Raw genomic sequence first — 24054 nt, 5'->3', positions numbered from 1 at the left:
GATGTAGTGGACAGGTAAAAATATAAATGACCGGCTGTTGCCGGTCTTTTATTGGGTATGTCGTTCGGAACAATTTCACGCTTCAGGTTTAACGGAAGGCGATACCCCCTGCTATCACTAAGGGAGATATAACGCTATGACGTCCAGCTGTTCGACACCACTTCCGCCTGCTTCAGGATTAGCTCTACGGCACCTGGCGTTTTATCCGGTGGATATTTGTATTTACGCAGCGTCTGGCGCACCAGAATACGAAGACGCGCGCGAACACTTTCACGAACCTGCCAGTCTACGGTGGTGGATTTACGCAGTTGCCGCGTCACCTCAATAGCCAGCTTTCTAAGCGTCTCGTCGCCCAGTTCACGCACCGCGCTTTCGTTTTCCGCCAGCGCATCGTAGAAGGCTATTTCATCCGGGTTTAGGCCCAGCGCATCATCGCGCGCCATCGCTTCCTGGAACGCTTTCGCCATCTGTATCAGCTCTTCAATCACCTGTGCGGTTTCGATCGCCCGGTTATTGTATTTCAGCAGAACGGCTTTCAAACGGTCAGAATATTTTTTCTGCTGCACCACGTTGTTGCCAGACCTGGCATGAATGCCGTCATTCAGCAGTTTTTCCAGCAGTTCCACCGCCAGATTACGCTGCGGCATTTCTCGCACTTCTTCCAGGAATTCATCTGACAGCAAACCGATGTTTGGTTTATCCAACCCGGCCAGGGCAAAAACATCCTCAACCCCTGTCGCAACAACGGCGTTATCGAGAATCTTGCTCAGTAAAGAGTTCTTTTCTGACTGGCTAAACTTCTCCTTAGGATCCAGCTTGATAAGCCCCACTCTGATCGCCGAAAGGAACGCGAACTCCTCCTGTAAGGGTTCAGCTTCATCAAGGGTGTTACAGAGCGACCAGGCTTTACTCATCGCCAGTGAGACGTCGAGATAGCGTTTTTTACCGTCATCCAGACCCAGAATGTAGTTAACGGCATCGCGTAGAAACGCTAATGGATCGCGAGAAAAGCCTTCGTAGCTAAAGCCTGGTTTTCCTGCTGAGGGCGCGAACATCCCGTGAATGACGTCGATTTTTTCCAACAGAATGGCAAAGGCTTCCCGGGCATCCACGGTGGTCTGCCCTTTCCCTTTTGAGTCGGTATAGGTTTTCAGCGCCTGCTTCAGTTCGTTGGCGATTCCGATGTAATCCACCACCAGCCCGCCGGGCTTATCGCGGAACACGCGGTTAACACGCGCAATGGCCTGCATCAAGTTATGCCCGCGCATCGGCTTGTCGATATACATGGTGTGGCAGCACGGCGCATCAAACCCGGTCAGCCACATATCACGGACGATCACCAGCTTCAGCGGATCGTTCAAATCCTTAAAGCGCGCTTCAAGACGCTTTTTGGTCTGCTTGTTGTAGATGTGCGGCTGGAGATGGTCTTTATCAGATGCCGAGCCGGTCATGATGACTTTGATCGCGCCTTGTTCGACATCCGCGCTGTGCCAGTCCGGGCGGATCTCTGTGATGGCATCGTAAAGCTTCACACAGATATCACGGCTCATAGCGACAATCATCGCTTTACCGTTCATGGCCGCATTGCGCGTTTCAAAGTGCTGAACCAGATCGACAGCAACCTGTTTGATGCGAGGCTCTGAACCTACCAGCTTTTCCAGACGGCTCCAGTCACCTTTGGTTTTCTCCTGCTGGCCCGTCTCTTCATCTTCCACCAGCTCATCCACCTGGTCGGAGAGCGTTTCCAGCTCCTCATGGTTCAGGTCGAGTTTTGCCAGCCGGGATTCGTAATAAATCGGCACCGTCGCGCCATCATCGACTGCATCCTGAATGTCGTAGATAGAGACGTAATCACCGAACACGGCACGGGTATCTTTATCTTCCGAGGCAATCGGCGTGCCGGTAAAGCCCATAAACGATGCGTTCGGCAGCGCATCGCGCATGTGTTTAGCGTAGCCGTATTTGTAGACGCCAGTTTGTCTGTCCAGCGTGGCGCTCAGGCCATACTGGCTACGGTGCGCTTCATCCGAAATCACCACGATATTGCTGCGTTGGTTGAGCGCCGGATGACTCTGCTCACCATCCAGCGGCGCAAACTTCTGCACGGTGGTAAAGATGATGCCGCCGGATTCACGAGCATTAAGCAGCTCGCGCAATTCATCGCGATCGTTGGCCTGTAGTGGCGTCTGCTTCAGCAAATCCTGTGCCTGGCAGAAGGTGGCGTATAACTGCCCGTCGAGATCGTTACGATCCGTCACAACCACAATCGTCGGGTTGTTCATCTCCGCCTGTTGCAGCAGTTTCCCGGCGTAGCAACACATGGAGATACTTTTGCCGGAACCCTGGGTATGCCACACCACACCCGCCTTTTTACTGCCGGGCTGAATATTGCTGTGCAGCGGCAGGTGTTTCCCGGTCGAGGCCACAATCGTTGCCGTCACCGCTTCACGCACTGCATGGAACTGATGATAGGCGGCAATCTTCTTAATCAGCCGTTTGCCGTCGTTCTCAAACAGGACAAAATAGCGGATGTAATCGAGCAATAATTCACGGTTAAAAAAGCCCTGCACGACGGTTTTAAGCTGCCAGTCAAACTGTGGTTTGTCGTTTTCGTTCGCCACGGTTTTCCACGGCAAAAAGCGCTCTTCATCTGCCGTGAGAGAGCCGATGCGAGCATTTTGCCCATCGCTCACCACCAGCGCTTCGTTGCAGATAAACAGGTCGCTGAGTTCGTTTTTATAGGTCTGCAGCTGATTAAACGCAGCCCAGATATCCGCATTGGCATCAATCGGGCTTTTCAGCTCAATCACCGCCACCGGCAGGCCGTTGATATAGCAAATGATATCCGGACGACGAACCTGTTTTATCCCCTGAATAGCCACCTGATTCACGACCATAAAGCGGTTATTGCCGGGATGGTTAAAATCCATCAGCAGCGCTTTATCGTGAACTGTCTTGTCTTCACGCTTGTACTCAACGGGTACGCCGTCGAGCAGCAGATGGTGGAAGGCTTTGTTACTGACGACCAGATCCGGGCTTTCGGGGCGGGTAATACGCAGTATCACCTCTTCCAGCACGGAAACAGGGAGATGGGGGTTGATGGTTTGTAGCTGCTCCAGTATTACCGGGCGCAGAAACACATCATGAAATGAAGCACGCAGCGGGTTGTCGCCATCCGGCGCAATATCGGGCCCGTGCAGCACTTCCCAGTCCTGTTCAGCAAACCATTTCAGGCATTGCTGCTCTAAATCGTCTTCACTCAGCATTACTCTTCCTCTCCCTCGGTGATTATACCGGTCTGTTTCAGCTCAATCGCCAGCTCCAGCAAACTCGGGCGGATCGCCTTTTCCAGACGGTTCATTCTATCCATCATCCAGTCGATAATGGCAGGCCATATCTCTTTATTGCCGCCATCAAACGCCTTTGAACAGACGATCTGGCAGCTTTTTCGCTCTGGCAGTAAACGCCAGTCGAGCGGCTCGCCAAACAGCGATTCAATGTGTGTTTTACGTTCCTGAAGGCGTTCAAATAACCAGGTGTTTTCCAGCGCATCCCCGCGCGAAATATTGAGCTGCACGCGAGCGTCTTTCTGGGAAAAGATCAGTTCAAACGGCACGCCGCTAACACCCGACCCGGCAGCCAGCCAGTGATCGGTTGAGGGTGCCCGGTTGTTAAACAGTGAACAGGGGCTGGAGCGGAATTTTTCCAGTGCCATCGTCCAGAACTCGCGGCGCAGATAATGGCGTTGCTGCAGTTCGCTACTGCTGGAGGTGGACTGTTCTTCCGCCTCTTTCTGCGCCATGCCGATCATGTACGATTCCGCTTCCGGGGTTGGGATAACCTGGCGGATATCGACAAACACGTCTTCACCGAAACGGTACGGCGTTACTTTGAAGCACTGCGCCCGAATACCAAACTGCATCAGCCACAGCGCAGTATTGGTAACCTCTTTGCGAAAGTTAGCCGCGACCATAATGACCCGTTGGGTGCCTTTACGGTTGAGTACCCCTTCTTTCAGGCTTTCCCAGCCCATAAATTCAGAGATGACGTCTGCCGCCTGGCGGTTCTCATTAGGGTCGAACTGATCCAGATAGAGCTGGAAGATCTCAACTACGCTCTCCTGACGCAGGTTGGCGCAGTAACCGGCGTATTTCAGCGCTTGCCACACCACGTCGCGCCCGGAATCATCGAGCTTGTTCTCAATGATGACCAAGTTGCCTTTTTTATCGAGCGCCAGGAGATCGAGGCGCTCTTTGGTGTCGTCAAAGCCGGCGAACTCTTTCTGGATAATCAGCAGTTCGTCTTCTTTGTCGTCTTTTTTGGTCAGCGTCTGCGGATTTTTCGCCAGCCACTCCTGTAAATGATCGCGCTCGCGAAAGCCGAGGCTGCTGAACGACACTTCTTGCAAGGAGTGCAAGCTGTTGGTCGGCGTATCGACTTTATACATTTTCCACCTCGCTTACCGCCTGCTCGGCTTCCGGCAGGGGGATTTCACCGGAGAGGAGTTTGGGGAGAAGGGTGTCTCGGATATTTTGCAAAATTAAATTTTGTTTTCTATTTTGCTCCAATAACCCGAATAAACCCTCACATTTGACGGCAAAGTATTTAGTTAACAACAAACCATTATTTTCATCAGGAATAACAACCTGCTTAACTTTTAGGTCTGACCAATGCCTTTTGTACTCTTGAAACTTCTGCTTACCCTTTAAGGCAAAAAATGTCCAATACGTGTTAAATCCCTTACCTTTCAGAACCAATGTATTTTTAGAAATATCAAATGGCACAGTTGACAGATGCATCACACAAGTGTGATCACCAAAAATAAACATTGGACTTTGCAAGGATGCATTAAACGAAGGTTCTTCATCGTGATAACCCTGATAAATCTTAGCCCCTTGCTCAAGCACTGGATGCTGTCCAAATTGCTTAATACAATCAGCGGGAAAGGTATTTTTTACTTTTAATCTGTTGATAATATTTTCAACATTCTCAGTCCTCCAACCTTCCGGAATCTCCCCCAACTCACTCTCCTGCATCGCAGACGGAAACAGCTCTGCCGTTGCTTTTAACTCAGCATATTGCTCAGGGTGTTCACGCTCAAAAACCGCCAGCGCATCAGCATCTTTCCCGGAAATCGCCGTCATGGCTGCAAGAGTCGCGTCTTCCTGCGAACCGCCCTCTTCCAGCACAGCCATTTTAGTTTTTACCGGTTCAAAATCTACAAACCAGCTCTTGAACAGGGCTTGCGCCATTTGTTCGAGGGTTTGATTTATTTTTTCATTTATTTGAGATTTCAATGCCAGAGAAGTCATGGTTTTTGCAATCCAAGACTCATGTTCCCCCAGTCGAGGGATTTTCAAATCCTTGAGTACAGGAATTCGCACATTACTTACTGTCGTACCTGTTCCCTCATTCCAGGAAATTTGATGTTGTACATAAGGAGACTGCAAGGCCCAAAATAAATAATATGGATCAATTTCACTATTGGCCCTTAATAAAACCTGACGTTGGCCCAGGCAACAATCTATTCCTTCAGGAATTAAGCAAACCTCTCCCATTGGAGCCTCACGAGTAAATACAATATCATTCACTCTTGGTTTTGCTCTCTTAATCCTACTCTTGTACCCATCTTCATCTGTGAAGCTCGGTGCGGAAAGATCCAATACACCATTACGAATATTTTGATTTCGGAGAACAATAAAACCCTTATCCGTCCATTTTGGTGTGGAGTGAGGACAATCAATAACTAACTCACAAAGATCCTCAAGGCGCTGCTCTTTAAAACTCATAACCCAGCCCCCCCAGATTCGCCTTAATCTGCTTCTCCAGCTTCGCACTCTCTTCCAGTTGGTCTTTCAGTTGTATTGTCAGCCGTGCCATCTTCTCGGCAAACGGCTCATCATCTTCATCCTGCTCGGCGGCACCAACGTAACGCCCTGGGGTCAGCACAAAGTCGTTTTTCTGAATATCTTCCAGCGTCGCGGAGAAGCTGAATCCGGCTTCGTCTTCGTAGTCTTTATCCGCCTGCCAGGCGTGGAAGGTGTCAGCAATTTTGGCGATATCCTCACGGGTAAAATCGCGCAGCACGCGGTCTTTCATATAGCCAATCTGGCGCGCGTCGATAAACAGCACTTCGCCTTTGCGGTGTGATTTGCCGTTGCCGCCGGTTTTGTCTTTGGTCAGGAACCAGATACAGGCCGGGATTTGAGTATTGGTAAACAGTTGTCCTGGCAACGCCACCATGCACTCAACGAGATCGGCTTCGATTAGGTTGCGGCGGATCTCGCCTTCGTTGTTGGTGTTGGAACTCATCGAACCGTTGGCCAGCAGCAGTGCCATCGAACCTTTCGGGGCCAGGTGGTGGATCATGTGCTGCATCCACGCGAAGTTGGCATTACCCTGCGGCGGCGTGCCGTACTTCCAGCGCACGTCATTTTCCAGCTTCGCGTTCCACCACTCCTTCATGTTGAACGGCGGGTTAGCCATCACGAAGTCGGCGCGCAGATCTGGGTGCTGATCGTCCAGCAGCGTATCGGCGTTTTTGCTTCCGAAGTTAAAGTCGATCCCGCGGATCGCCATGTTCATCGCCGCCAGTTTCCAGGTGGTCGGGTTGGACTCCTGGCCGTAAACGGAAATTTTCTGCTTCTGCTCGGCGGCGTTGTACTGCTTCTCGCCCGCGTGCTCTTCAATAAAGCGGTCGCTGGAAACAAAGAACCCGCCGGAGCCCATCGCCGGGTCATATACACGGCCGTTGTAAGGCTGGAGCATTTCGACAATCAGGGTCACGATGCTTTTTGGCGTGTAGTACTGGCCGCCCTGCTTACCTTCCGCCAGCGCGAACTGCCCGAGGAAATACTCGTAAACGTGGCCAAGAATATCTTTGCTCTTTAAGTTGAGCTTCTCGCCGTTATATTCCGGGTTGCTGAAGTTGGCATCCGAAAAGGTATTAATCAGCCCGGTTAACACCTCGTTGCCCAGCTGATACTGGCTAATGCGGTTCAGTATACCTTTCAGCTTCGGGTTGGTTTTTTCAATTTCATCTAACGCATTGTCCACCAGCCAGGAAACGGAGCGCAGCTTGACGTCCTGTCCGGTGGTTTCATCTACCCACAGCACCGTGCCTGTCGGCAGCATTGCTTTGTTTTTCAGCGTGTCCCAGCGAGCGGCTTTCGGCACCCAGAAGATGTTCTTTTCGGTGTAGTAATCTTCCACTTCCAGTTCATCGGCAATCGCCTGTGCGTACTCTTCGTCGGACTCATAATCCTCCCGCGACATGGCGTAGATGTTGTCCGGGTTGCCGACATCGCGAAACAGGGTGATGAGCTCCTGCTGACGGGCTTCAAAGGCATCGGAAACATACTTCAGGAAGATGAGCCCCAGCACCACATGCTTGTAGTTGGCGGCATCCATATTGGCGCGCAGCTTGTCGGCGGCCTTCCAGAATTTATTATCCAGCTCGTTCAGGAACTGTTGTTCGGCGTTGTTCATGAAAATCCTCGAGGTCGATCGCAGCGAAAGCGCAAAAATGCCTTATCGCAAATTTAGTTTTGGAATGCAGTTCGCAAAATGATACCCGGAACGTTAATGATTACAAACGAAACAACGTAAAGAAATTTGCTTTTGATCGCTAAATAATAGGAAACTAAACCGCCATTCCATTAAATCTCCCTGCATGTACCGCTCATCCCATGAACGGGTGGGGTTGTTTGCGGATCGCGGCGCGACGATGGCTATCACAACAAAGAAATTTTGATTAAAGGTAATCAGATTGTTGTCGATGGTAATTTAAATGCTGATTAATATATTCAACGGGTAAAAATATGTCCTGGCTTAATTCATTTTTAGTGACGCTTACATCTGTGGAGCCCCATAATGTGCCCTTCAGCGTAATCTGCATCGTGAGCCTGGCCGTTGCCTGCTTTATTTTCTTTTATTTATTCCGGGCCATTAACATTGTTAACAGCCTGAAAAAATACACCCAATCAATTAATAGCATTGAAAGCAATTCCCCAGAGGAACAGCTCGCCCATCTTCAAAATCTCTTTAAGCGCCCTGAACTCAAACACGCGTGGAATGAGTTTGAAGAGTCGTTACACCCGCAGAGTGAGCTGGAAGGTGGGGAAGAAAAAATCGTCCGCATTCGTGCCACGGCGCCAAGCTCGAGCTACTTCTCTGAGCAGCAGTTAGTCGATATTCCACTCAATACGGAATTCTTCAAACACCTGCCCGGTATTCTGACCGGTGTGGGGATTATCGGTACGTTTTACGGCCTGATGATTGGCCTCAACCACTTCGACCCCAGCACGCCGGAGCAGGTTACCAGCAGTGTCAATAATTTGCTGCACGATGTGTTGTACGCATTCCTTGGCTCTGCCGTGGCTATTGCCGCCTCTATTTTCGTCACCTGGCTGGAAAAACTGTCCATCGCCAAGTGTTATAAGTATCTCGAAAAATTTACCGCCGCTATCGACAAGCTCTACGTTAGCGGCGTGGGGGAGGAATACCTCGCCTCGCTGGTGAAATCCAGCAACGAAAGTGCTACCCAGGCGCGTCACCTGAAAGAGAGCCTGGTTACCGATCTTCGTGACATGCTGCTGCATCTCGCCGAAAGCCAGAAAGTTGAAAATGAACGCCTCGCGAATACATTAAGCAACACCTACCGAGAATCTGGCGCACAGTTTGCTGATCAGGTGAGTGGCGCAATCGAAAATAGCCTGAAGTCACCGCTGGATAAAATTGCGGGTGCGGTTCAGACCGCCAGCGGCGATCAAAGCGGTATGGTACAGAACATGCTGCAGGATGTGCTGACCGCATTTATGGCGAAGCTCGATACCACCTTTGGCCAGCAGTTTACGAATCTCAACGAAATGATGGGGCAAACCGTCGGGGCTATCCAGACGATGCAAAGCGGCTTCTCCGCTCTGCTGCAGGATATGCGTCAGGTCAGCGACGATTCCCGCCAGGGTAGCGCGCAGTTAATTGAACAACTCCTCTCTGAAATGAAATCGGGCCAGCAGGCCATGCAGGCAGGCATGAATGACATGCTGACCAATTTACAAGCCTCTGTTGCGAAAATAGGCGCTGAGGGTGAAGGTGCCGGTGAGCGCATGGCACGACAGCTTGAGAAAATGTTTGCCGATAGCGAAGCACGGGAAAAAGCCCAGGCAGAACATATGTCCGCCTTTATTGAAGCTATTCAGAATTCAGTGCAGCAGGGACAAAGCGCAACCATGGAAAAAATGGCGGCCTCTGTCGAAGCACTCGGGGAGCAGTTGGGCAATCTGTTTGGCCAGATAGATAAGGGTCAGCAACAGATATCAGCGAACCAGCAGGCTAACCAGCAGTCTCTGCACGAACAGACGCAGCGTGTGATGAGTGAAGTAGACGATCAGATCAAACAGCTGATTGAAACCGTTGCTAGTCAGCATCAGGGAACCACCGAAACGCTGAACAAACTCGCAGAACAGACCAACCGACAGATTCAGGATATACAAAATGGCGCGGATAAAATGCGTGTTGCCGCCGAGCGTTTTGAACACGCAGGCGATAAGGTGTCGGAAGCGAATCACCTGACGGCTGACGTACTGAATAAAGCGCAATCGGCGGGTTCATCGCTCTCCCTTGCCACCAGCGAACTCACTTCAGTAGTGAGCGATTATCGTAACAATCGAGAAGCCGTCAGCAAATCCATTGCCATGCTCGAATTGCTCGCAGCAAATACCCAGTCTGAACAAACCACCCGTAGTCAGTTCATCACCGATCTTAAGCAGCACGCAGAGCGCTTGCAGAGCTATAACCGTGAAGCCCAGACCTTTATGGAAAATGTCAGCGATGTGCTTGGGAAAGGTTTTGAAGACTTCTCAGAAGGTGTTTCACGCAGTCTCGATAAGACGCTGGGCAAACTGGATGTCGAAATGGCGAAAGCCTCTAATCTGCTTGCGGGCTCTGTTGAACAGATCGGTGAAAGCGTCAGCGAGCTTGATGATGTACTGTCTCGCGTGCGTGCATGAGGGGGTGACAGCTGATGTTTGGTAATGCATTTGGTGTTAAAAAACGTCGCAGTGATGAAGCTGAGAAGCCCTTCTGGATTTCTTACGCCGATCTGATGACCGCCATGATGGTGTTATTCCTGGTGGTGATGGTCGCGTCGCTAAGCTCCGTTACACAACGAATTCAACGCGCGGAGCAAGGGGAAAAAGTCAGAGGGCAGGACATCGCCAGATTATGTGAGCGCCTGGAACTGCATGCCCGCAGTGTAAACAAAACCATCGTGGTGGATTGCCACGATAACCGCATCAGCTTTGGTGAAGCTGGTCGTTTCGACCACAACCGTTTTTTCCTTAATGCTGAAGGGCAAAAAGCATTACAGGATGTCGTTCCGCTGGTGCTGGAGGCATCCGACAGTGACGAAGGCAAAAAGTGGTTTAAGCAAATCGTCATTGAAGGGTTTACCGATACCGATGGCTCGTATCTTTACAACCTGCATCTCTCCCTGCAGCGCTCTGAGTGGGTGATGTGCAGTTTGCTCGATAGCCGTAGCCCTCTGCAAAAAAGCATTTCTGCAGAACAGCAGATCCAAATCCGTAAGCTTTTCCTTGCGGGGGGTGTCTCATTTAATAACGCGAAAGAGAGCAAAGAAGCCAGTCGCCGCGTTGAGTTGCGTATGCAGTTCTTCGGGCTGAAAGATAAGCATGATGCCGCAGACGAGGTGGATTTCCCGCCCGTTGTGAATAAAGAAGTTTGCCAGCTGGTAATGCCGCAATGACGCCCGCGTTGAATTCTCTATCGCAGCGCATCGCAGCAAAGCTCTCTTCCAGCCAGCAGGAGGAGCATTATCTGCGCAATGATTTCCACGCGCTGGCCTCTGCTGGCCGCGAGATGGAAAAACGATTTGATAAAGCAGAGAAAATCCCCACGCCCCCACATGAAATGCGGCTGGCAGCGCTGCGTCGTTTTCGTCTTGCGGAAGAACTGAGTGAACGTGAATGGCGGATGGTGTTTTATGGCCTCGCCGATAGTGACCCACAACATCCAGGCCAACCGGTATTACTCGAAGATGATGCGTTCTTCCCCGAAATAAACAGTGCAATAGAAAAAAGAATAGAAACCAAGACGCTGAAACGTCGGGACTGGGCAGCACTCTGTTCAAGCTATTTTGCCTACAGGCATGAGTCTCCTGAAACAAACCCGCACTGGTGTGTGCTACGCGGGCATATTGCCAAAGGCTACTTCGTGGTGAAAGCGGCTATCCGCAGAGAAAAATCGTGGATGAAAACCATCGAGTTTTATCACGACATTTTTACGCCTCAGGCTGGCGGTGTAATATCCCAACAGTTGCTTTCCGGTGAAAGTAACTCTTTATCATCATTAGAAAAAATAGCGCAAATCCCCGATAGCAGCTGGTTGTGGAAACGTATTTTCACCGTATTGCTGGCGCAGCTTGATACTCTGGACGATCCTCATTTTCTGGAAAAAATCAGTTGGATATTAGGCCTGGCGGCGCAATGGGTGCGTTTTCGTGATGACATTATGACGGCGACACTGACCCGCTATTACCATTCAACCTATCGCGATCAAGCGCATTCCGCCCTGAAACAGGCCGCCCTCGAATACTGGGATAACCCTCAGCTCAAGAGTCAGCAGAATAAGTGGCATCAGTATGTTTCTGAGCCTGTCGCTGCAATGGTGCGTGGCTGGTTAGCAAAACAGGATCTGATGCACTTCTTTGAACTGCTTCGCGGAAACGGCGATGTTGACCAGGCGCGACTGCACTACTGGCTGCGCTTTGCGAATCAGATGGGATTCACCCGTATCGTGATGGGGCCAGATGCCTGGCATGATCGTGGAAGCGATTTTGTGAAATTCCGCGAGGAAAACAAAGGACGGTTGAGCCAGTTACGAGGCGGACGTAATCTGGATAACGCCATGATCATGCAAATCAATGACTATTTGTTCGTTGAGTTTTCCGGAACCGGTAATGCAATGTATGCCTACAGGATCGGCCATGCCCCCTTTAACCCGGAATCACGAACCTTGGACATCAACATACATCTAAAAGATCAGGGACGCTGTGCACTCCGAATGCCACATATGCCACGAGCCGAAGGTTATAACAAAGTCCGCATAACCGGCTGGATGCTGAAATACGATGATGAGCTGCGCAAGCTGGGTATCCGCTGGATGGCTGAAGAACCCGTCAAATTTATAGATAAAAAAGCGCCCTCACCCGCCTCGGTATCTGACATCAAAATCATCAATCCATTGCGGGATACAGCAATACAGCGCCTGGTTGAAAATACCCCATGCATCGTCAGTGATAACCGACAAAAAGGCGGCGTGCTGTCCGTCCAGCTCAAAGCACCTGACGATATAACAGAAAGAGAGTTGCTTCGACTTGGGTTCACCCCTGTGACTAAAGAACCGCATCGCTACTGGATTAAATAATGCTGAAACGTCTGTTAAGTAAACTGACGGGAAACCGTCAGCAGATAGAACGCCACCTGAAGCATCAGTACCAGACTGAAGAAAACGGGCTCAGTTTTCCGCAATCGTTGGTTGATGACCCAGAGCTTTGGGCTCTGGCATCCTGGCTTGAGCAACTGGCTGAAGAAGACTATCTGATATCACTAACAGACCGATGGTTGTTGAGCTGGGAATCTCTGTATCGCCTGCTGGAAGATGAAGAACATGCCAGCAGTCTGCCTTTGATTGGCGTGCCTGAGGTTTTGCCCCTACGTGCAAGTTTGAGTTCGCGAGGAGCTTTAAGCGATAATAATTTCCGCGTCTGGATTGCTGAATGGGCTACGTTTCCCATGCGTCAATCGCTCCGCCTTAGCCGCACCGGGGCTATTTTTATTCATGAAAACCAGCAGTATCTGTTATCACGGGAAAACTGGGCGCTCTTGCAGGCAACCGAGCAGCTAAGCATGCAGCAAACTCAGGCTCCCGGCGAGACCACCAACCAACTGGGATGGGCTGCAATTCGCAAATGCGCGAAACAGGCTGCTGCAAAATTTGATGATTATTTAGAAAAAACGCACGTCATCAAACCCACTTCATTGTCGTTACGCCTGCGTAAGGCGACGGTTGCTGATACTGCCGTTATCGAGATTGAACCCCACTTTGAGGACCAACCCGCTAACTGGCTCGGCAGCTTTGACAAGAACTCACAGGTCCACGATAGCTATCGTATTCCCGGAGAGAACGGCGAGCTCAGCCATGTCATCATCCCACCTGAAGTAAAAGAAGTCCTGAATTCAATACACTCCATTCCCGGTCGCCGGGTTGCCGGTAGTGAAGCGCTTTCCTTTGTACGCAATCCCTATACTTTCCTGGGTGAAGATGCCGCCAGTGTTATTGCCCCCGAGGAACACGAACAGGCATTGGTTGATGCCCATATTTTCTTTCATCACTTCCAGCTTCAACCCCAGATTAATGATGAGAATAAGATAGAGAATATTACGCTGGTGCTGGAGCCGGTCTCACCCCTGCCGCAACCGGAGGTATCATTCCTGTTCTCGGCTCCATGGGAACTGGAAAAATTTGTTCAGGCCGTAGGGATAAGTGTTGCCGCGCAAATGCCAGCAGGTTCCTGGCAGGGTTACGAGCTGGAACTGAGCCAATTCACTGAACAGCAATGGCATGATTGCCAGTCGCTGTTGTCGCGCTGGCAGCAGGAAGTCGAAGGTAAAGAATTTAATGATGTTCTGGATCTGGGTAAATATGGCGATCGCGTCATTGGCATCGGTGAGTTTGAAAAAATATCCTCTCCCTGGCTGACCAAGGCGCAAAGTGAAAACTGGATCCCTGATGGCGACTTCTCCGAATTTTCGGTAGAAATGCTTGATGGTTGGCAACCTGATAACCTGCAGCATTTCGATGAACTGCAGGAAAGAATCACCCAGGCAGAAGCAACTGGCGAAACGCACATCATCTCCCCATGGAATGAGACTGAACTGCCGCTGGATGCAGCTAAAACCTTCAGTAAGAACTGGGAAAAACAGCAAAATGCAGCACATGAGTCAGAGGGCAATGTTGTTGAAAAAACAGCCCGGGCAGTGCTCAAAATTGAACAGAATATTGAAGAAGCTGTTTACATTAAAAAGCGAAGAGACTCACTTCTCAATGCACGCCATGCTGAACCTGAAATTCCACTGAGCCTGAAAGAGCACATCCGGCTTAAAGACCATCAGCGCGAAGGCGTGGCCTGGCTTCAGCAGCTTTTCCTTCGTTCACCTCAGGAAACCGCAGGTTGCCTGTTAGCGGATGATATGGGGCTGGGGAAAACGCTGCAAATCCTGAGCTTCCTGGTTTGGTTCATTGAAAAATTCCCCGACGAGCCACCAAGCCTCATCGTTGCCCCCGTTTCACTTTTGGATAACTGGGAACGTGAACTGGACAATTTCTTCTATACAGCCGGAATTCCTGTGATGAAATTGTATGGTGACACCATTAAAGCGGTGAAATACCCGAAACAGGCTATTCCTGCTCATCTGCAGTCCCAGGGGATCAAAAATTTGCTAAAACCCGGCTGGCAGGGTGAGGCGAAAATCATTCTGACAACCTATGAAACGCTTCGCGATCAGGAGTTTTCACTGGCGCGCCAGCCATGGTCCATCATGGTCTGCGACGAGGCTCAAAAAATAAAGAACCCGGCAGCATTAATCACTCATGCAGCTAATGCGATTCAAGCAAGATTCAAAGTGGCATGCACCGGCACGCCTGTCGAAAACACGCTTGTAGACCTGTGGAGCCTCTTTGATTTCGCCCAGCCGGGCCTGTTAGGTGCCCTTAATGAATTTGGCAAACATTATGTTCGCCCTATCGAGAACGAGGCGGGTCGGGATACAGGGCAGCTTGAAAGTTTACGCGCGTTGATTGAACCACAGACATTACGTCGAACCAAAGAAGAGGTCGCGCGTGATTTACCTCAAAAAATCGAAGTCGTTAGCTGTAAGCAGCTGCCGCTTTCTGGTCCTCAAAAGCAACTATATCTCTCTTCGATAGCAAACTGGCAACAACAGCAGGCACTTAGTGAAGGAATGCAGCAAGCAGGCTCAGGGATGTTGGGGCTATTACATCGTCTTAAACTCATCTGTGCACACCCGGCAGTCGTTAACCCTGAGCCTCGTTATCAGGAAGGGTCACCTAAGCTAAACTGGATGTTGAAAACACTGGATGAAATTAAGCATTCCAGCAAAGACAAAGTGATTATCTTTACTGAGCTACGCGATCTCCAGCGAGAAATTCAGCGTGCTGTTCAGCAGCGATTCGGTTTCCGTCCGGTCATCATCAATGGCGATACCAGCACTAAAAGTCAGAGCCAAAAAAGCCGTCAGCGATTGATTGATGATTTCCAGTCCCAACCCGGCTTTGGCGTGATTATTCTCTCCACCGTCGCAGTTGGATTTGGGGTTAACGTGCAGAAAGCAAACCACGTTATTCATTTCACCCGCTGCTGGAATCCGGCCAAAGAAGATCAGGCAACTGACCGCGCTTACCGTATCGGCCAGACAAAGGATGTGTATGTTTATTATCCAACGGTAATGGACTCTGAAATCACGACGTTTGAAGAAACACTAGACGAGCTCCTTCAGCGTCGTCGGACATTGGCCAGAGATATGTTGTGTTCTACACCGGATCTAACCAGCGCTGATTTTGAGAATATTTTAAAAGGGACATAACTACTCGAATTTCTCACTAAAAAGATACTTAGGTTTATTTCGAAGCCAAAACCTGTTGCTGAACACCTCCACAAGATGTGTTGTACATGCAGAGATAAAAATTGCCACATCAGGTTGAATTTATCATTAATATTCGGAAGATTGAACAATCGGTAATCACAATAGACTATTAGGATCAGCGTTCAACACTATAGCGTGTGACGTATTATACAAGCCGATGTGGCAATGGTTTACCATGGCGGTCAACGATCCGTTCATTAATCAATTGGCCATCGGACAGAACACACGAACAAATTGACACGATTATTGGTCGCAATTTCTCAAATACGGCACAAGAAGAAAACGTCTTTTACTTGAATGTAAGATAAGTATCTGAAAAAGATGGTGCGATAATAGGAACAACACATATAGGTTATAACCTTTGTTTTTGTTGGTTTTTTATTGTTCAGTTTTTATAGATACCCCCAAAAGTACCCCCATATCTTTTTCCGCCCCTGAAATTTGATTGTTATTCATACAGCATATCAGGCGGTAACGCTCTCCCTTTAACCCACTTATTGTATGATAGTGCTATCCCACAATAAGGAATCAGCCAGCCATGAGAATGACCAGCCGTAAAAAAGAGATACTCAGTTATTTTGAGCCGGATAACCTAGAATGGGTGACAGGTGAGATTGGTGCGCCGCCGTTCGATGTGTCGGGCGTGGCCTACCTGCTTCATGGCATGGTGTCGTTCGATAAGCGCCACCAGCTCGAATCAACCCGGCGCACACTGGAAAGCATGGTTGCTGGTGGACTGCTTGAGCGGGTGACAGTGTATGAATCGCGTCAGGTACGGCGCGGCGGTGAGACTAACGCAACGGTCGTGCGCTACGGTTTACCCGGTCACTGCGCTGTTATGCGCGATACTGGCGGCGCTGATAACGCAATATCAGGCGAATACATGCGGGTCAGTTAAGAGCCTGCAATCTGTCGTTAATGTTGTTCAGGTCGTAAACCCGGCGTTCAATATCCAGCATCAGGAAATCGTGGATCTCGGCCTGTTCAGGATTATCAGACTCTCTGGCCTGTAAGAGCAATTCATTGTAACCATGCAAACCACCCGAATTTTCCGCCGGGGTAGTGCCCTTCCCGCGCAAACAGCTAACAGGCTGGATACTGGTATCATGTGTTTGCTTCTCCAGCACAACAAGGCAATCCCACCAGTCGCCAAAGTCATACGTGTAAACCAGCTTGTCACCCTCATTCTGGAGCGCCGCCCATAGTGGCGTGATTGCCGCGTTACCCATGCTTTCATCCTCACCCCATACGCGATACTCGCTACCTGGATCACCTTTACGCCCTTTCTCGAACATATACAGGTGTTCGTCATTCCAGCCAAAAGCTAACTGGATCACGGCATGAAGTTTACTAAAGGGGATTTGCTCTGGAACCAGCACACGCCGCCATATTGGTGGTTTGCTGTCTCGGATGGTTATCTTTATCTGGTACATGCGTCGTGAACCAATAGTGTACGTTTAGGTGGGTATTTTGCTGCTACTGACCAGGATAGAGCTGATGTGCCGGGTCAAGCCAGACAATATGGAATACATTACCGATGAAAAATCCATGTATGCGACCATATTCATTGCGCGATATGGCAAATTGATAAGGTGTATAACTCTGAAACTGTTCATTCAAATGCTGAAATCCCTTAGGTTCAGATGTAGTTTGCCAATCAATCGGATGTGACTTCAACGAACCACCGCGATCGGTGGTGAACTCTCGTTCAGTCATAGTGGAAAGGTCTTTGAGGCGGTCTAACACCTTGCAAAAATAAACAGGATTCTGAGCGCTGAAAGTAAATTTCTCATGCGCCGCATCGATATACCGAAAAGAAAAGTTGATGGTCGTTATGCCTGAACCTGTTCCCCCAGGCACTATTTTTGTTTGCGAGGGTGCAATCTTCGACGCCCTGATTCTTTTCGCCATATTTAGGAAGCCATCGAACGATAAAACTCAGCCGTTACACTTTTATCAATAACATTCTTGCACGGCGCATCTGATGGAACCCCTTCACGGGCCTCCAGCCACGGCTTTTCTTGGTGCGTCATCTGCTCCAGCTCATAAGCTGTATAACCGCCAAATACCTCATAGATTTCCTTTAGATGCTTTGACACATTCGCAGGTAACTCAGGGCAGGCAATCTCTTCGTCTATTGAGCGCCATTTGTAATCTGCAAATCTGGTATACAAATCTCTGGCTACAGGGCCATGTACCCATGCTTCAAACTTGTCAGCAACCAGTTCTTCGCCATCATTCAGCGCCATGAACCAAGCATCAGCATAGAACACCATTTTTTGCAGTTTCAGCGGCGTCATAACATCCCCATGCTCTTGAGCAAAGCAAAGCAGGTAATCCGCTACGCTGTTAAGGGTTGTAACTGCCATTATCCAATCTCCTGCCGTATGTTTTCGTCTATAACTGTCCACTACCGTTAATAATCGCATATAACCACGGGTATTGCCCATCGTAAAATGCCATTTAAAGATTCTGCGTGATGGCTCACCATCCACCGCGCAAGATACCCGGTGCGTTTGGCTGATAATCCGCAATTTGGTTGAAACCGTCCTGGAAACCTCAAGTTTGGAAACCAGCGACTTGCATCGTAGCTTTGCCATTCGGCGGTCATAGTTACTGCTATATCCCTTTATTGGCGAGACCTGCGAGAGGTTTTGTTGTTCGAATATATAAAGGTGAATAAAGGTAATCTACCTGCGCGGCGCAGGCTTCTTCCACTGGTAGGCGGGTGATCGCATCATTTCGCGAAATTTGTCACGCCGGGCTATATTGGCATTAACTGAGCGTTCTATCTCCCGTTGATCTGCCGGGGTTAGCTGGTGGCCTTCGTGCTCCAGTTTGGCGGTGGTCAATAAAGCTATTTCGCGTGGTGTCATACGTCATACCCTCTGGAAGGATGAAACACGCCCGGATTAAATTTTATTTTTCGCGGGTATAAACATTCGATGAGGCGGGCAGTCCGTAAGGCTCAGGGTTGCAGAGATTTGGCCTCCCCCTCCCGGTGATAGTTTATTGCTTGATGTGGACGGCTTGCTATATTGGCGGCGAATGCAAATTGTCGCAGAAGTCTATCCCGTTCCCTGACGCTCCGTGCGGGCGTTTTGCTTTTACAAAGTCATGCCAATGCCTCTGGCTGCTTTCCCCGTCTTACGCTCAATCACGCTCGTGATTCTATCTACTACCGGACTGAATGCCTGCCAGTAAGCCATCTCCATTGCTGACAACTCTGCCCGCTTCCTGTCAAACGTAGCCCAGCGCATCCCCTTTGGTTTCGGGAACATGCGAATGTCATTAAACAGATTATTGGTAAGGTCATTGTTGCCCCAAATCGCGTATCGCTGCTGGCGTATCTTCATGCGCATCCTGTCCAGTCTGTCGGCACTCTGGCTTTTATAGTGAAGTTTCCAGCACGCCCGGCAGCCAATGTCTTTCTTGCCGATATACAGCTTTGCAGCCCGCTTCATACAGTGGGGGCAAGCGTACCATTCCCGGACGCCATACCCGGCCTTCGTGGTTGTGGTGCGAATAGCCCGCGTCACGCCGTTGATTGTCATGGCGTAGCTGTCGGCTTGCCGGAAGGTATACAACGTTCCGCTTTCGGTCTGGGTATAAAGCTGCGTACCCGGTTCAGCATCCGCCAGCCTGCTACGCATGTTCGCAAGGAATGGCAACCCTATACGGGGCAGATCGGTGGTATAGCTGCGCGTTCTGTCTCTCACTGGCTGGCCTCCTGCGAATTACTGCGCATTAACTGCGAACGGTGCGCAAATTGAATACGAAATAATATGCGTATTTTACTGTAAATTGCGCACCAATTTTGCAATTTCACATCAATAAAGCCAGTAACCGCGCGGGGTCGAGGATGGTTTGCGCATTGGTATCCGTTTCGTTTTGCGCAGATTTTTTGTGAACTGCGCAATTCGCAATTTACTGCGCAATATTCGGGTTTCGTATTTGGAGGATTTTTCACTTTGCGTACTGCGTTCGACTGTAGAAACCCAGCGATAATGCGGCTTACACGCTGGTACGCAATTGCGAATCGGTTTCGTATCACGCAATTAAAACTTAGGAAATCTTAGGAATCCTTATCAAAACTTATCATCTCCGTGGTGCTACTAACTGCGAATGGACTACACCAGAGCCAGCAATATCAAGCCTCTCCGCTATTTTGCGAATTCGCATTGCCGCCGCCAGAATTCGTCAGGCGGTACGCGCCTTTAATGCGCAGTTTTGCTGCGTACCTGACTGCGTACTGCGAACCAATGGCGCGAACCAGAATATTTTTGACAACCTAAATCACGTTCTGGCTTCCAGCCCACGGCTGGCGCAGGTTTAGCGCTACTAGGGTTTAAAATCTGTCAAGAACAGTCCAGAATTTACAGCCGTCCTGGTGCGAACCTTACTGCGAACTGTCGCTCCCGCTGGTGGTCTGTCGTTGCTTCTTACCACCATTTAACCGGAAGGCGTTACCGTTCGGTTGCGCTATCCCCATGCGGTGTTGTGTCTCAGTGACTGCTTTATGCAGATCGCCGTAATCATCGGTTTTCACTGGCGGGCGCTTCACGTTCGTCAGACACGTATCACGTCGCTGCTTTACCCATTCCCGATCATCGTCCTCAGCACAAAGCATCATGACTTCCTGCCAGCGCGTCGCAGCCCTACGATACAGCCCCTTTGCCTCCAAAGCCTCGGCTTTGCTGTCGTTTACCATGTTTATCTCCCTCAGAATGGCGCTTCATCGTCGAATGGTGGGCGCTGGTCGTATTCATCACGGGATGGCTGCTGCGCACGTCTGAGCGCGTCCGTCGCCTGTCCCTGCTGTCCCGCCTTCCCGCCGGGACGTACCGTTCTGGCGCTGATCACACTGTCTGCAATCACCTGATACCCGGTCTGTATGCCACCGTCCTGCCCTGTCCACTGGTTCACCTGCATATTGCCAGCCACGCTAACAAGGTCGCCTTTCTGGTGCTTCGCCAGCGCATCGGCCTGCTTACCAAAGGCAATAACACCCAGCCAGAAGGTTGACTCTCCAGCCTCTGCCGCATTGCAGGGAAGCGATACAGCCAGCCGTGCCATAGCCATGTTGCTACCGTTCGTAGTGGTGCGGGTCTGGGGATCTGCCACCAGCCGCCCGTATGCTGAAATTTGTGCTGTCATTGTTACCTCACCGGATTATTAGTTTTGCTAATGACGATTTCTTAACGTGGGACACCTGCCGATTTTTTTCATAGTAAGCAGAAATAGTGTTGTCTCAGTTGTCTTTGTTGTCTCACGGCGCTACAGGCCGCGTCACGTCTGGATTTTGCCGAGACAACATTGATGATTTTGTGTTGTCTCACGCAGGGTAAATGTTGTCTCACTGCCAGCCAGGCAAAAAATCACACTTTCACTATGTTGTCTCAAAACAGCTAAATGTTGTCTCGCTGTTGTCTCAGGAAATGAAATAAAAACCTTATAAATCAATCAAATTTACAAACTGAGACAACAAAGACAACTGAGACAACACTAAAACTACGTATGTGAAAAAAGATCACTCCTCTGGCTGGGTGGTTTCCTCTGCCATGAAGTTGAGCACATAAACGCGGATTTGCCTGCCATCCTCTCGCACACGCCCCTGATAACCTCTGCCGCTGGTCGGCGGGGTGAGCATCCCGACGCGTTTAAGTACCTCGGCAAACTGTTTGGCATTGAATCCCCGCGCTATCTCCTGCTCGAAGGTCGCCGGGAAGGTGTAGAAAATTATCGGGTCGCTGTCGTGATTTCCCTTCTTCCTGTACCCGGCTAAATCGCGGATCGGTAAATCACGGGGGTCATAACCCAGCGGCGCGTAGCGGCTCAGGCCATGAGCATTCAAAAACGCCTCCGTCTGCTCAATTATCTGCTGGTGCTCTTTGTTGCCCGTGCCGAACTCGCGCAGCCAGGCATTGTAGCTGTGCTGTATCGCATCACGGCACGTCTGATCGTCCCATCCGGTAACAACCTCACCCAGCAATAAAGCCGCCTCCAGAATGGCAAAACGTGCGGCCACGCGGTGTACCTGCTCGCCATAGTCAGCAGGAATAAGGCTGCGCCAGCGGGTTTCACAGTCACGAACGGTATCAATGGCCTGCTGCTGGTGGTCTGCCAGCCACCCGATCCACTCCCGCCCGGCAGCGCCGTGATGGTGCTGGTAAGCGTCTTTCAGCGCGTCGGCGTGCTGTTTGCCGTTCTGGTGGTCGTGGAAGCGCACCGCCTTACTCAGCGGGATATTCAGCAGGCGCACCAGTTGCCCGGCTTTGGTCTTGCGTCCGGCGGTGGCGATGAAGGTTTCTAAGTCCATTTCCCCGGTACTGATCGCCACGGTGCGCCAGCGTTTTAAATCCCGGTTTCCCCCTTCCTTCGCCCCCTGCAATTTCCCAACGCCATTAAACAGGGCATAGGCAGACTGAGAAACGCTTATCGGGTCTGCGCCCTGTCCGACTTCATCCAGTGGCATCAGCCCGTCATTGTGTGCGGCGGCTTCGTTCGCCAGCCCCAGCGCCGTGCCGTACCACGTCAGGCGTAGCAAGTCCGGGTTGCCGTACAGACTGCTGGCAACGTTTGCTGTGGTGGTTTTACCCGCGCTCGATTGCTCATAGAAGTGAATGCCGAATCCGTCAGCGCCAGCCAGCCCGATTAACGGTGCTGCAAGTGCGGCGGCAATGCCTGTCATCATCGCGTAGTTACCGTATGCCAGACGCGCAACACTCTTACGCCAGCTCTCTGAGGTTCCCGCCACGGTGTACCCGGCAGCGGCAGAACTGCGGCCACTGAATAAAACGGGTTGTGCAGGTGCGCCGATAATCTCCCCGTCCGGCATGATGTATGCCCCGCACTGCCAGCCAGTAGCGTGAGCAACACGCCACAATTCACGTGAGCCGCTACGCTGTAACCAGTCAGCCAGAATCGCCCGCAAGCTGCTTTTGGTGGTGACGTTAACCCCGCCCGCTTTCAGGGTGCGCCAGCCTTCGCGCTCCCCGATATCAGCCAGGGGGATAGCCGCTGTTGTCGGTATGCCTGCGCCAAAGGCCAGCCAGCGTAATATCAGATACTGATCCTTGTCGTCCCGCCCGGTGCCGATAACGTCCATCGGTGAGGCCAGCCAGCTTTCATTGTTGATAATCTCGCCGCTTTCCTTGTCCACTTTAGGCGTGATCCAGTAAACGCCATCTTTGCGGCTCTCAATGCGGGGTTTTAGCGGGTCTTTCTCTGGCTGGTCAGTTTTACCGCCCTCAATGGCCTGTAGTTGTGGTTTCACGCATTCCCCCTGCGGCTGGTACATCGAATCATTAAACGCAGCCGTAGCGACTTCCAGCCCGTGTTGCTGGTGGTAGTCGTTCCAGTCAGCTTTGCTGTCAGTCGGTGGCAGCGATACCCAGCCAGCCACGGATAAAGCCGCTTTCTCTGCGGCCTCCTTCCCGATGTTGGTGGCTCCGGTTTCGGAGGCTGCTGTAGGGTGGTCGTTATCTGCGGCGATAATAATTTGCGACTGCGGGTGTTTCCGGCGCATTACTCCGGCAACGTGGATCAGGTTCCCGGCGTCAATTGCCGCCACTGTGAGCGCGTCAGGCCGCATCTGGTGAACGGACAGGGCGGTAGCCAGCCCCTCGGCAATTAAAACGCTCTGCGGCGATTCTGGCGCGTTTACGGCATGGTATGCCCCGCGCTTTGCTGAACCTGTCAGAAGGCGCTTTTCTCCCTGTGGGGTGATGGTCTGTGCGGCTGCCACTGCGCCGGACTCATCCACCAGCTCAAGCAGGACTGAACCATCAGGCAATAGCGGGAAAGTGAACCCGTCCAGCCCCTTAGCAATCAGGTATTCAGATTCGCCCTGTGTGACGCTCTGGCGCTTTTCTGCATACAGGCTGGCAAACGTAGCCCGGCGCTGCCCTGCGCTTTCTGCGGCCTGTTTCTTGCGCTCCTGCTCGCGCTGCTGGCGCTCAGACTCCATTTGCTCCCGCCTCTGGCTGGCTGCTGTCGGGTTGGTTTCCGCTGCCCGGTAATCAATACCCAGCACATCAGCGGCAAGCCTCGCCGCCTCCGTGGTGTCGCAGTTGTTAACCCGCTTGATTAAATCCAGCCCGTCGCCCGCGCCGCACTGGTTGCAGATAAAGCTGCCGCGCCCGTTATCATCGAACCGGAAGCGATCCGTACCGCCACATGCAGGGCAGGGGGCATGGCGGCGTGATGAATCAGGCACGTCGATAGACAGGCCAGCCAGCACATAAGGCCAGTTGCCAGCGGCGGCACTGGTCACTTCGCGGATAAAGTCGATATTACGCATTCGTGCTCC

General features: G+C 51.0%; 17 protein-coding genes. 5 read left to right on the top strand and 12 right to left on the bottom strand.

The features are described from left to right. Positions 1-134 precede the first annotated feature (134 nt). From ACOTXI_RS12880 to ACOTXI_RS12865, 4 genes are read right to left on the bottom strand one after another with little or no spacing between them, the layout of a single operon-like run. Positions 135-3266, bottom strand: a complete 3132-nt coding sequence (locus ACOTXI_RS12880; RefSeq protein ID WP_008503258.1) for a type I restriction endonuclease subunit R — start codon at positions 3264-3266, stop codon at positions 135-137. Beyond that, entirely contained in the window at positions 3266-4447 is a 1182-nt protein-coding gene (locus tag ACOTXI_RS12875; protein WP_008503259.1) for a DUF4268 domain-containing protein, read from the bottom strand. Before ACOTXI_RS12875 ends, ACOTXI_RS12880 begins: the two co-directional genes overlap by 1 nt. Beyond that, on the bottom strand, positions 4440-5789 hold the full coding sequence (locus ACOTXI_RS12870) for a restriction endonuclease subunit S (RefSeq protein WP_032674224.1): 1350 nt from the start codon (positions 5787-5789) through the stop codon (positions 4440-4442). Before ACOTXI_RS12870 ends, ACOTXI_RS12875 begins: the two co-directional genes overlap by 8 nt. After that, on the bottom strand, positions 5779-7488 hold the full coding sequence (locus tag ACOTXI_RS12865) for a type I restriction-modification system subunit M (RefSeq protein WP_032674223.1): 1710 nt from the start codon (positions 7486-7488) through the stop codon (positions 5779-5781). The genes ACOTXI_RS12870 and ACOTXI_RS12865 overlap by 11 nt, the downstream gene beginning before the upstream one ends. A 332-nt stretch (positions 7489-7820) precedes the next feature. On the opposite strand from ACOTXI_RS12865, the gene zorA1 reads away from it, so the two are divergent. The 5 genes from zorA1 (at position 7821) to ACOTXI_RS12840 (ending at position 16641) form a co-directional block, all read left to right on the top strand. Then, positions 7821-10010, top strand: a complete 2190-nt coding sequence (zorA1, locus tag ACOTXI_RS12860; RefSeq protein WP_103786840.1) for a type I Zorya anti-phage system protein ZorA1 — start codon at positions 7821-7823, stop codon at positions 10008-10010. A gap of 14 nt (positions 10011-10024) precedes the next feature. Continuing rightward, positions 10025-10765 carry a type I Zorya anti-phage system protein ZorB1 gene (zorB1, locus tag ACOTXI_RS12855; protein WP_008501873.1) on the top strand — a complete coding sequence of 247 codons (741 nt, stop codon included), beginning with the start codon at positions 10025-10027 and terminating at the stop codon, positions 10763-10765. Beyond that, complete coding sequence (gene zorC, locus ACOTXI_RS12850; protein WP_008501874.1) at positions 10762-12444, top strand: type I Zorya anti-phage system protein ZorC; 1683 nt, start codon at positions 10762-10764, stop codon at positions 12442-12444. Before zorB1 ends, zorC begins: the two co-directional genes overlap by 4 nt. After that, positions 12444-15683, top strand: coding sequence for a type I Zorya anti-phage system protein ZorD (zorD, locus tag ACOTXI_RS12845; RefSeq protein ID WP_008501875.1), 3240 nt, complete (start codon positions 12444-12446; stop codon positions 15681-15683). Before zorC ends, zorD begins: the two co-directional genes overlap by 1 nt. A gap of 598 nt (positions 15684-16281) precedes the next feature. Further along, on the top strand, positions 16282-16641 hold the full coding sequence (locus ACOTXI_RS12840) for a hypothetical protein (protein WP_001371750.1): 360 nt from the start codon (positions 16282-16284) through the stop codon (positions 16639-16641). On the opposite strand, the gene ACOTXI_RS12835 is transcribed toward ACOTXI_RS12840, so the two are convergent. From ACOTXI_RS12835 to ACOTXI_RS12800, 8 genes are all read right to left on the bottom strand, one after another. Further along, entirely contained in the window at positions 16634-17176 is a 543-nt protein-coding gene (locus ACOTXI_RS12835) for a plasmid pRiA4b ORF-3 family protein (protein ID WP_001678051.1), read from the bottom strand. The genes ACOTXI_RS12840 and ACOTXI_RS12835 overlap by 8 nt on opposite strands. Before the next feature lie 43 nt (positions 17177-17219). Further along, positions 17220-17654, bottom strand: a complete 435-nt coding sequence (locus tag ACOTXI_RS12830; RefSeq protein WP_032283080.1) for a hypothetical protein — start codon at positions 17652-17654, stop codon at positions 17220-17222. Between the two features lie 2 nt (positions 17655-17656). Then, the gene (locus ACOTXI_RS12825; RefSeq protein ID WP_001371753.1) at positions 17657-18112 is read right to left on the bottom strand and encodes a Panacea domain-containing protein; all 456 of its coding nucleotides are present in this window, start codon (positions 18110-18112) and stop codon (positions 17657-17659) included. Positions 18113-18433: 321 nt separating this feature from the next. After that, the gene (locus tag ACOTXI_RS12820; protein WP_001371755.1) at positions 18434-18619 is read right to left on the bottom strand and encodes a hypothetical protein; all 186 of its coding nucleotides are present in this window, start codon (positions 18617-18619) and stop codon (positions 18434-18436) included. 231 nt (positions 18620-18850) lie between these two features. Then, positions 18851-19462 carry a hypothetical protein gene (locus ACOTXI_RS12815; RefSeq protein ID WP_103786841.1) on the bottom strand — a complete coding sequence of 204 codons (612 nt, stop codon included), beginning with the start codon at positions 19460-19462 and terminating at the stop codon, positions 18851-18853. 680 nt (positions 19463-20142) lie between these two features. After that, positions 20143-20454, bottom strand: a complete 312-nt coding sequence (locus ACOTXI_RS12810; protein ID WP_047721951.1) for a PerC family transcriptional regulator — start codon at positions 20452-20454, stop codon at positions 20143-20145. A gap of 11 nt (positions 20455-20465) precedes the next feature. Next, the gene (locus tag ACOTXI_RS12805) at positions 20466-20900 is read right to left on the bottom strand and encodes a single-stranded DNA-binding protein (protein ID WP_103786842.1); all 435 of its coding nucleotides are present in this window, start codon (positions 20898-20900) and stop codon (positions 20466-20468) included. A gap of 373 nt (positions 20901-21273) precedes the next feature. Next, positions 21274-24045: a TOPRIM and DUF927 domain-containing protein gene (locus ACOTXI_RS12800; protein WP_103786843.1), complete on the bottom strand. Its 2772-nt coding sequence runs from the start codon at positions 24043-24045 to the stop codon at positions 21274-21276. Positions 24046-24054: the final 9 nt, after the last annotated feature.

The sequence above is a fragment of the Enterobacter cloacae complex sp. BZL2005 genome (genome assembly GCF_049238885.1).
GTDB lineage: Bacteria > Pseudomonadota > Gammaproteobacteria > Enterobacterales > Enterobacteriaceae > Enterobacter > Enterobacter roggenkampii.
Note: the sequence above shows the minus strand (reverse complement) of the source record. Positions and strands in the feature narration are given on the sequence as shown.

Bases quoted from the DNA above. Each gene is read 5' to 3' on its own strand.
- ACOTXI_RS12880 (WP_008503258.1), bottom strand. From the start codon at position 3,266: ATGCTGAGTGAAGACGATTTAGAGCAGCAATGCCTGAAATGGTTTGCT.
- ACOTXI_RS12875 (WP_008503259.1), bottom strand. From the start codon at position 4,447: ATGTATAAAGTCGATACGCCGACCAACAGCTTGCACTCCTTGCAAGAA.
- ACOTXI_RS12870 (WP_032674224.1), bottom strand. From the start codon at position 5,789: ATGAGTTTTAAAGAGCAGCGCCTTGAGGATCTTTGTGAGTTAGTTATT.
- ACOTXI_RS12865 (WP_032674223.1), bottom strand. From the start codon at position 7,488: ATGAACAACGCCGAACAACAGTTCCTGAACGAGCTGGATAATAAATTC.
- zorA1 (WP_103786840.1), top strand. From the start codon at position 7,821: ATGTCCTGGCTTAATTCATTTTTAGTGACGCTTACATCTGTGGAGCCC.
- zorB1 (WP_008501873.1), top strand. From the start codon at position 10,025: ATGTTTGGTAATGCATTTGGTGTTAAAAAACGTCGCAGTGATGAAGCT.
- zorC (WP_008501874.1), top strand. From the start codon at position 10,762: ATGACGCCCGCGTTGAATTCTCTATCGCAGCGCATCGCAGCAAAGCTC.
- zorD (WP_008501875.1), top strand. From the start codon at position 12,444: ATGCTGAAACGTCTGTTAAGTAAACTGACGGGAAACCGTCAGCAGATA.
- ACOTXI_RS12840 (WP_001371750.1), top strand. From the start codon at position 16,282: ATGAGAATGACCAGCCGTAAAAAAGAGATACTCAGTTATTTTGAGCCG.
- ACOTXI_RS12835 (WP_001678051.1), bottom strand. From the start codon at position 17,176: ATGTACCAGATAAAGATAACCATCCGAGACAGCAAACCACCAATATGG.
- ACOTXI_RS12830 (WP_032283080.1), bottom strand. From the start codon at position 17,654: ATGGCGAAAAGAATCAGGGCGTCGAAGATTGCACCCTCGCAAACAAAA.
- ACOTXI_RS12825 (WP_001371753.1), bottom strand. From the start codon at position 18,112: ATGGCAGTTACAACCCTTAACAGCGTAGCGGATTACCTGCTTTGCTTT.
- ACOTXI_RS12820 (WP_001371755.1), bottom strand. From the start codon at position 18,619: ATGACACCACGCGAAATAGCTTTATTGACCACCGCCAAACTGGAGCAC.
- ACOTXI_RS12810 (WP_047721951.1), bottom strand. From the start codon at position 20,454: ATGGTAAACGACAGCAAAGCCGAGGCTTTGGAGGCAAAGGGGCTGTAT.
- ACOTXI_RS12805 (WP_103786842.1), bottom strand. From the start codon at position 20,900: ATGACAGCACAAATTTCAGCATACGGGCGGCTGGTGGCAGATCCCCAG.
- ACOTXI_RS12800 (WP_103786843.1), bottom strand. From the start codon at position 24,045: ATGCGTAATATCGACTTTATCCGCGAAGTGACCAGTGCCGCCGCTGGC.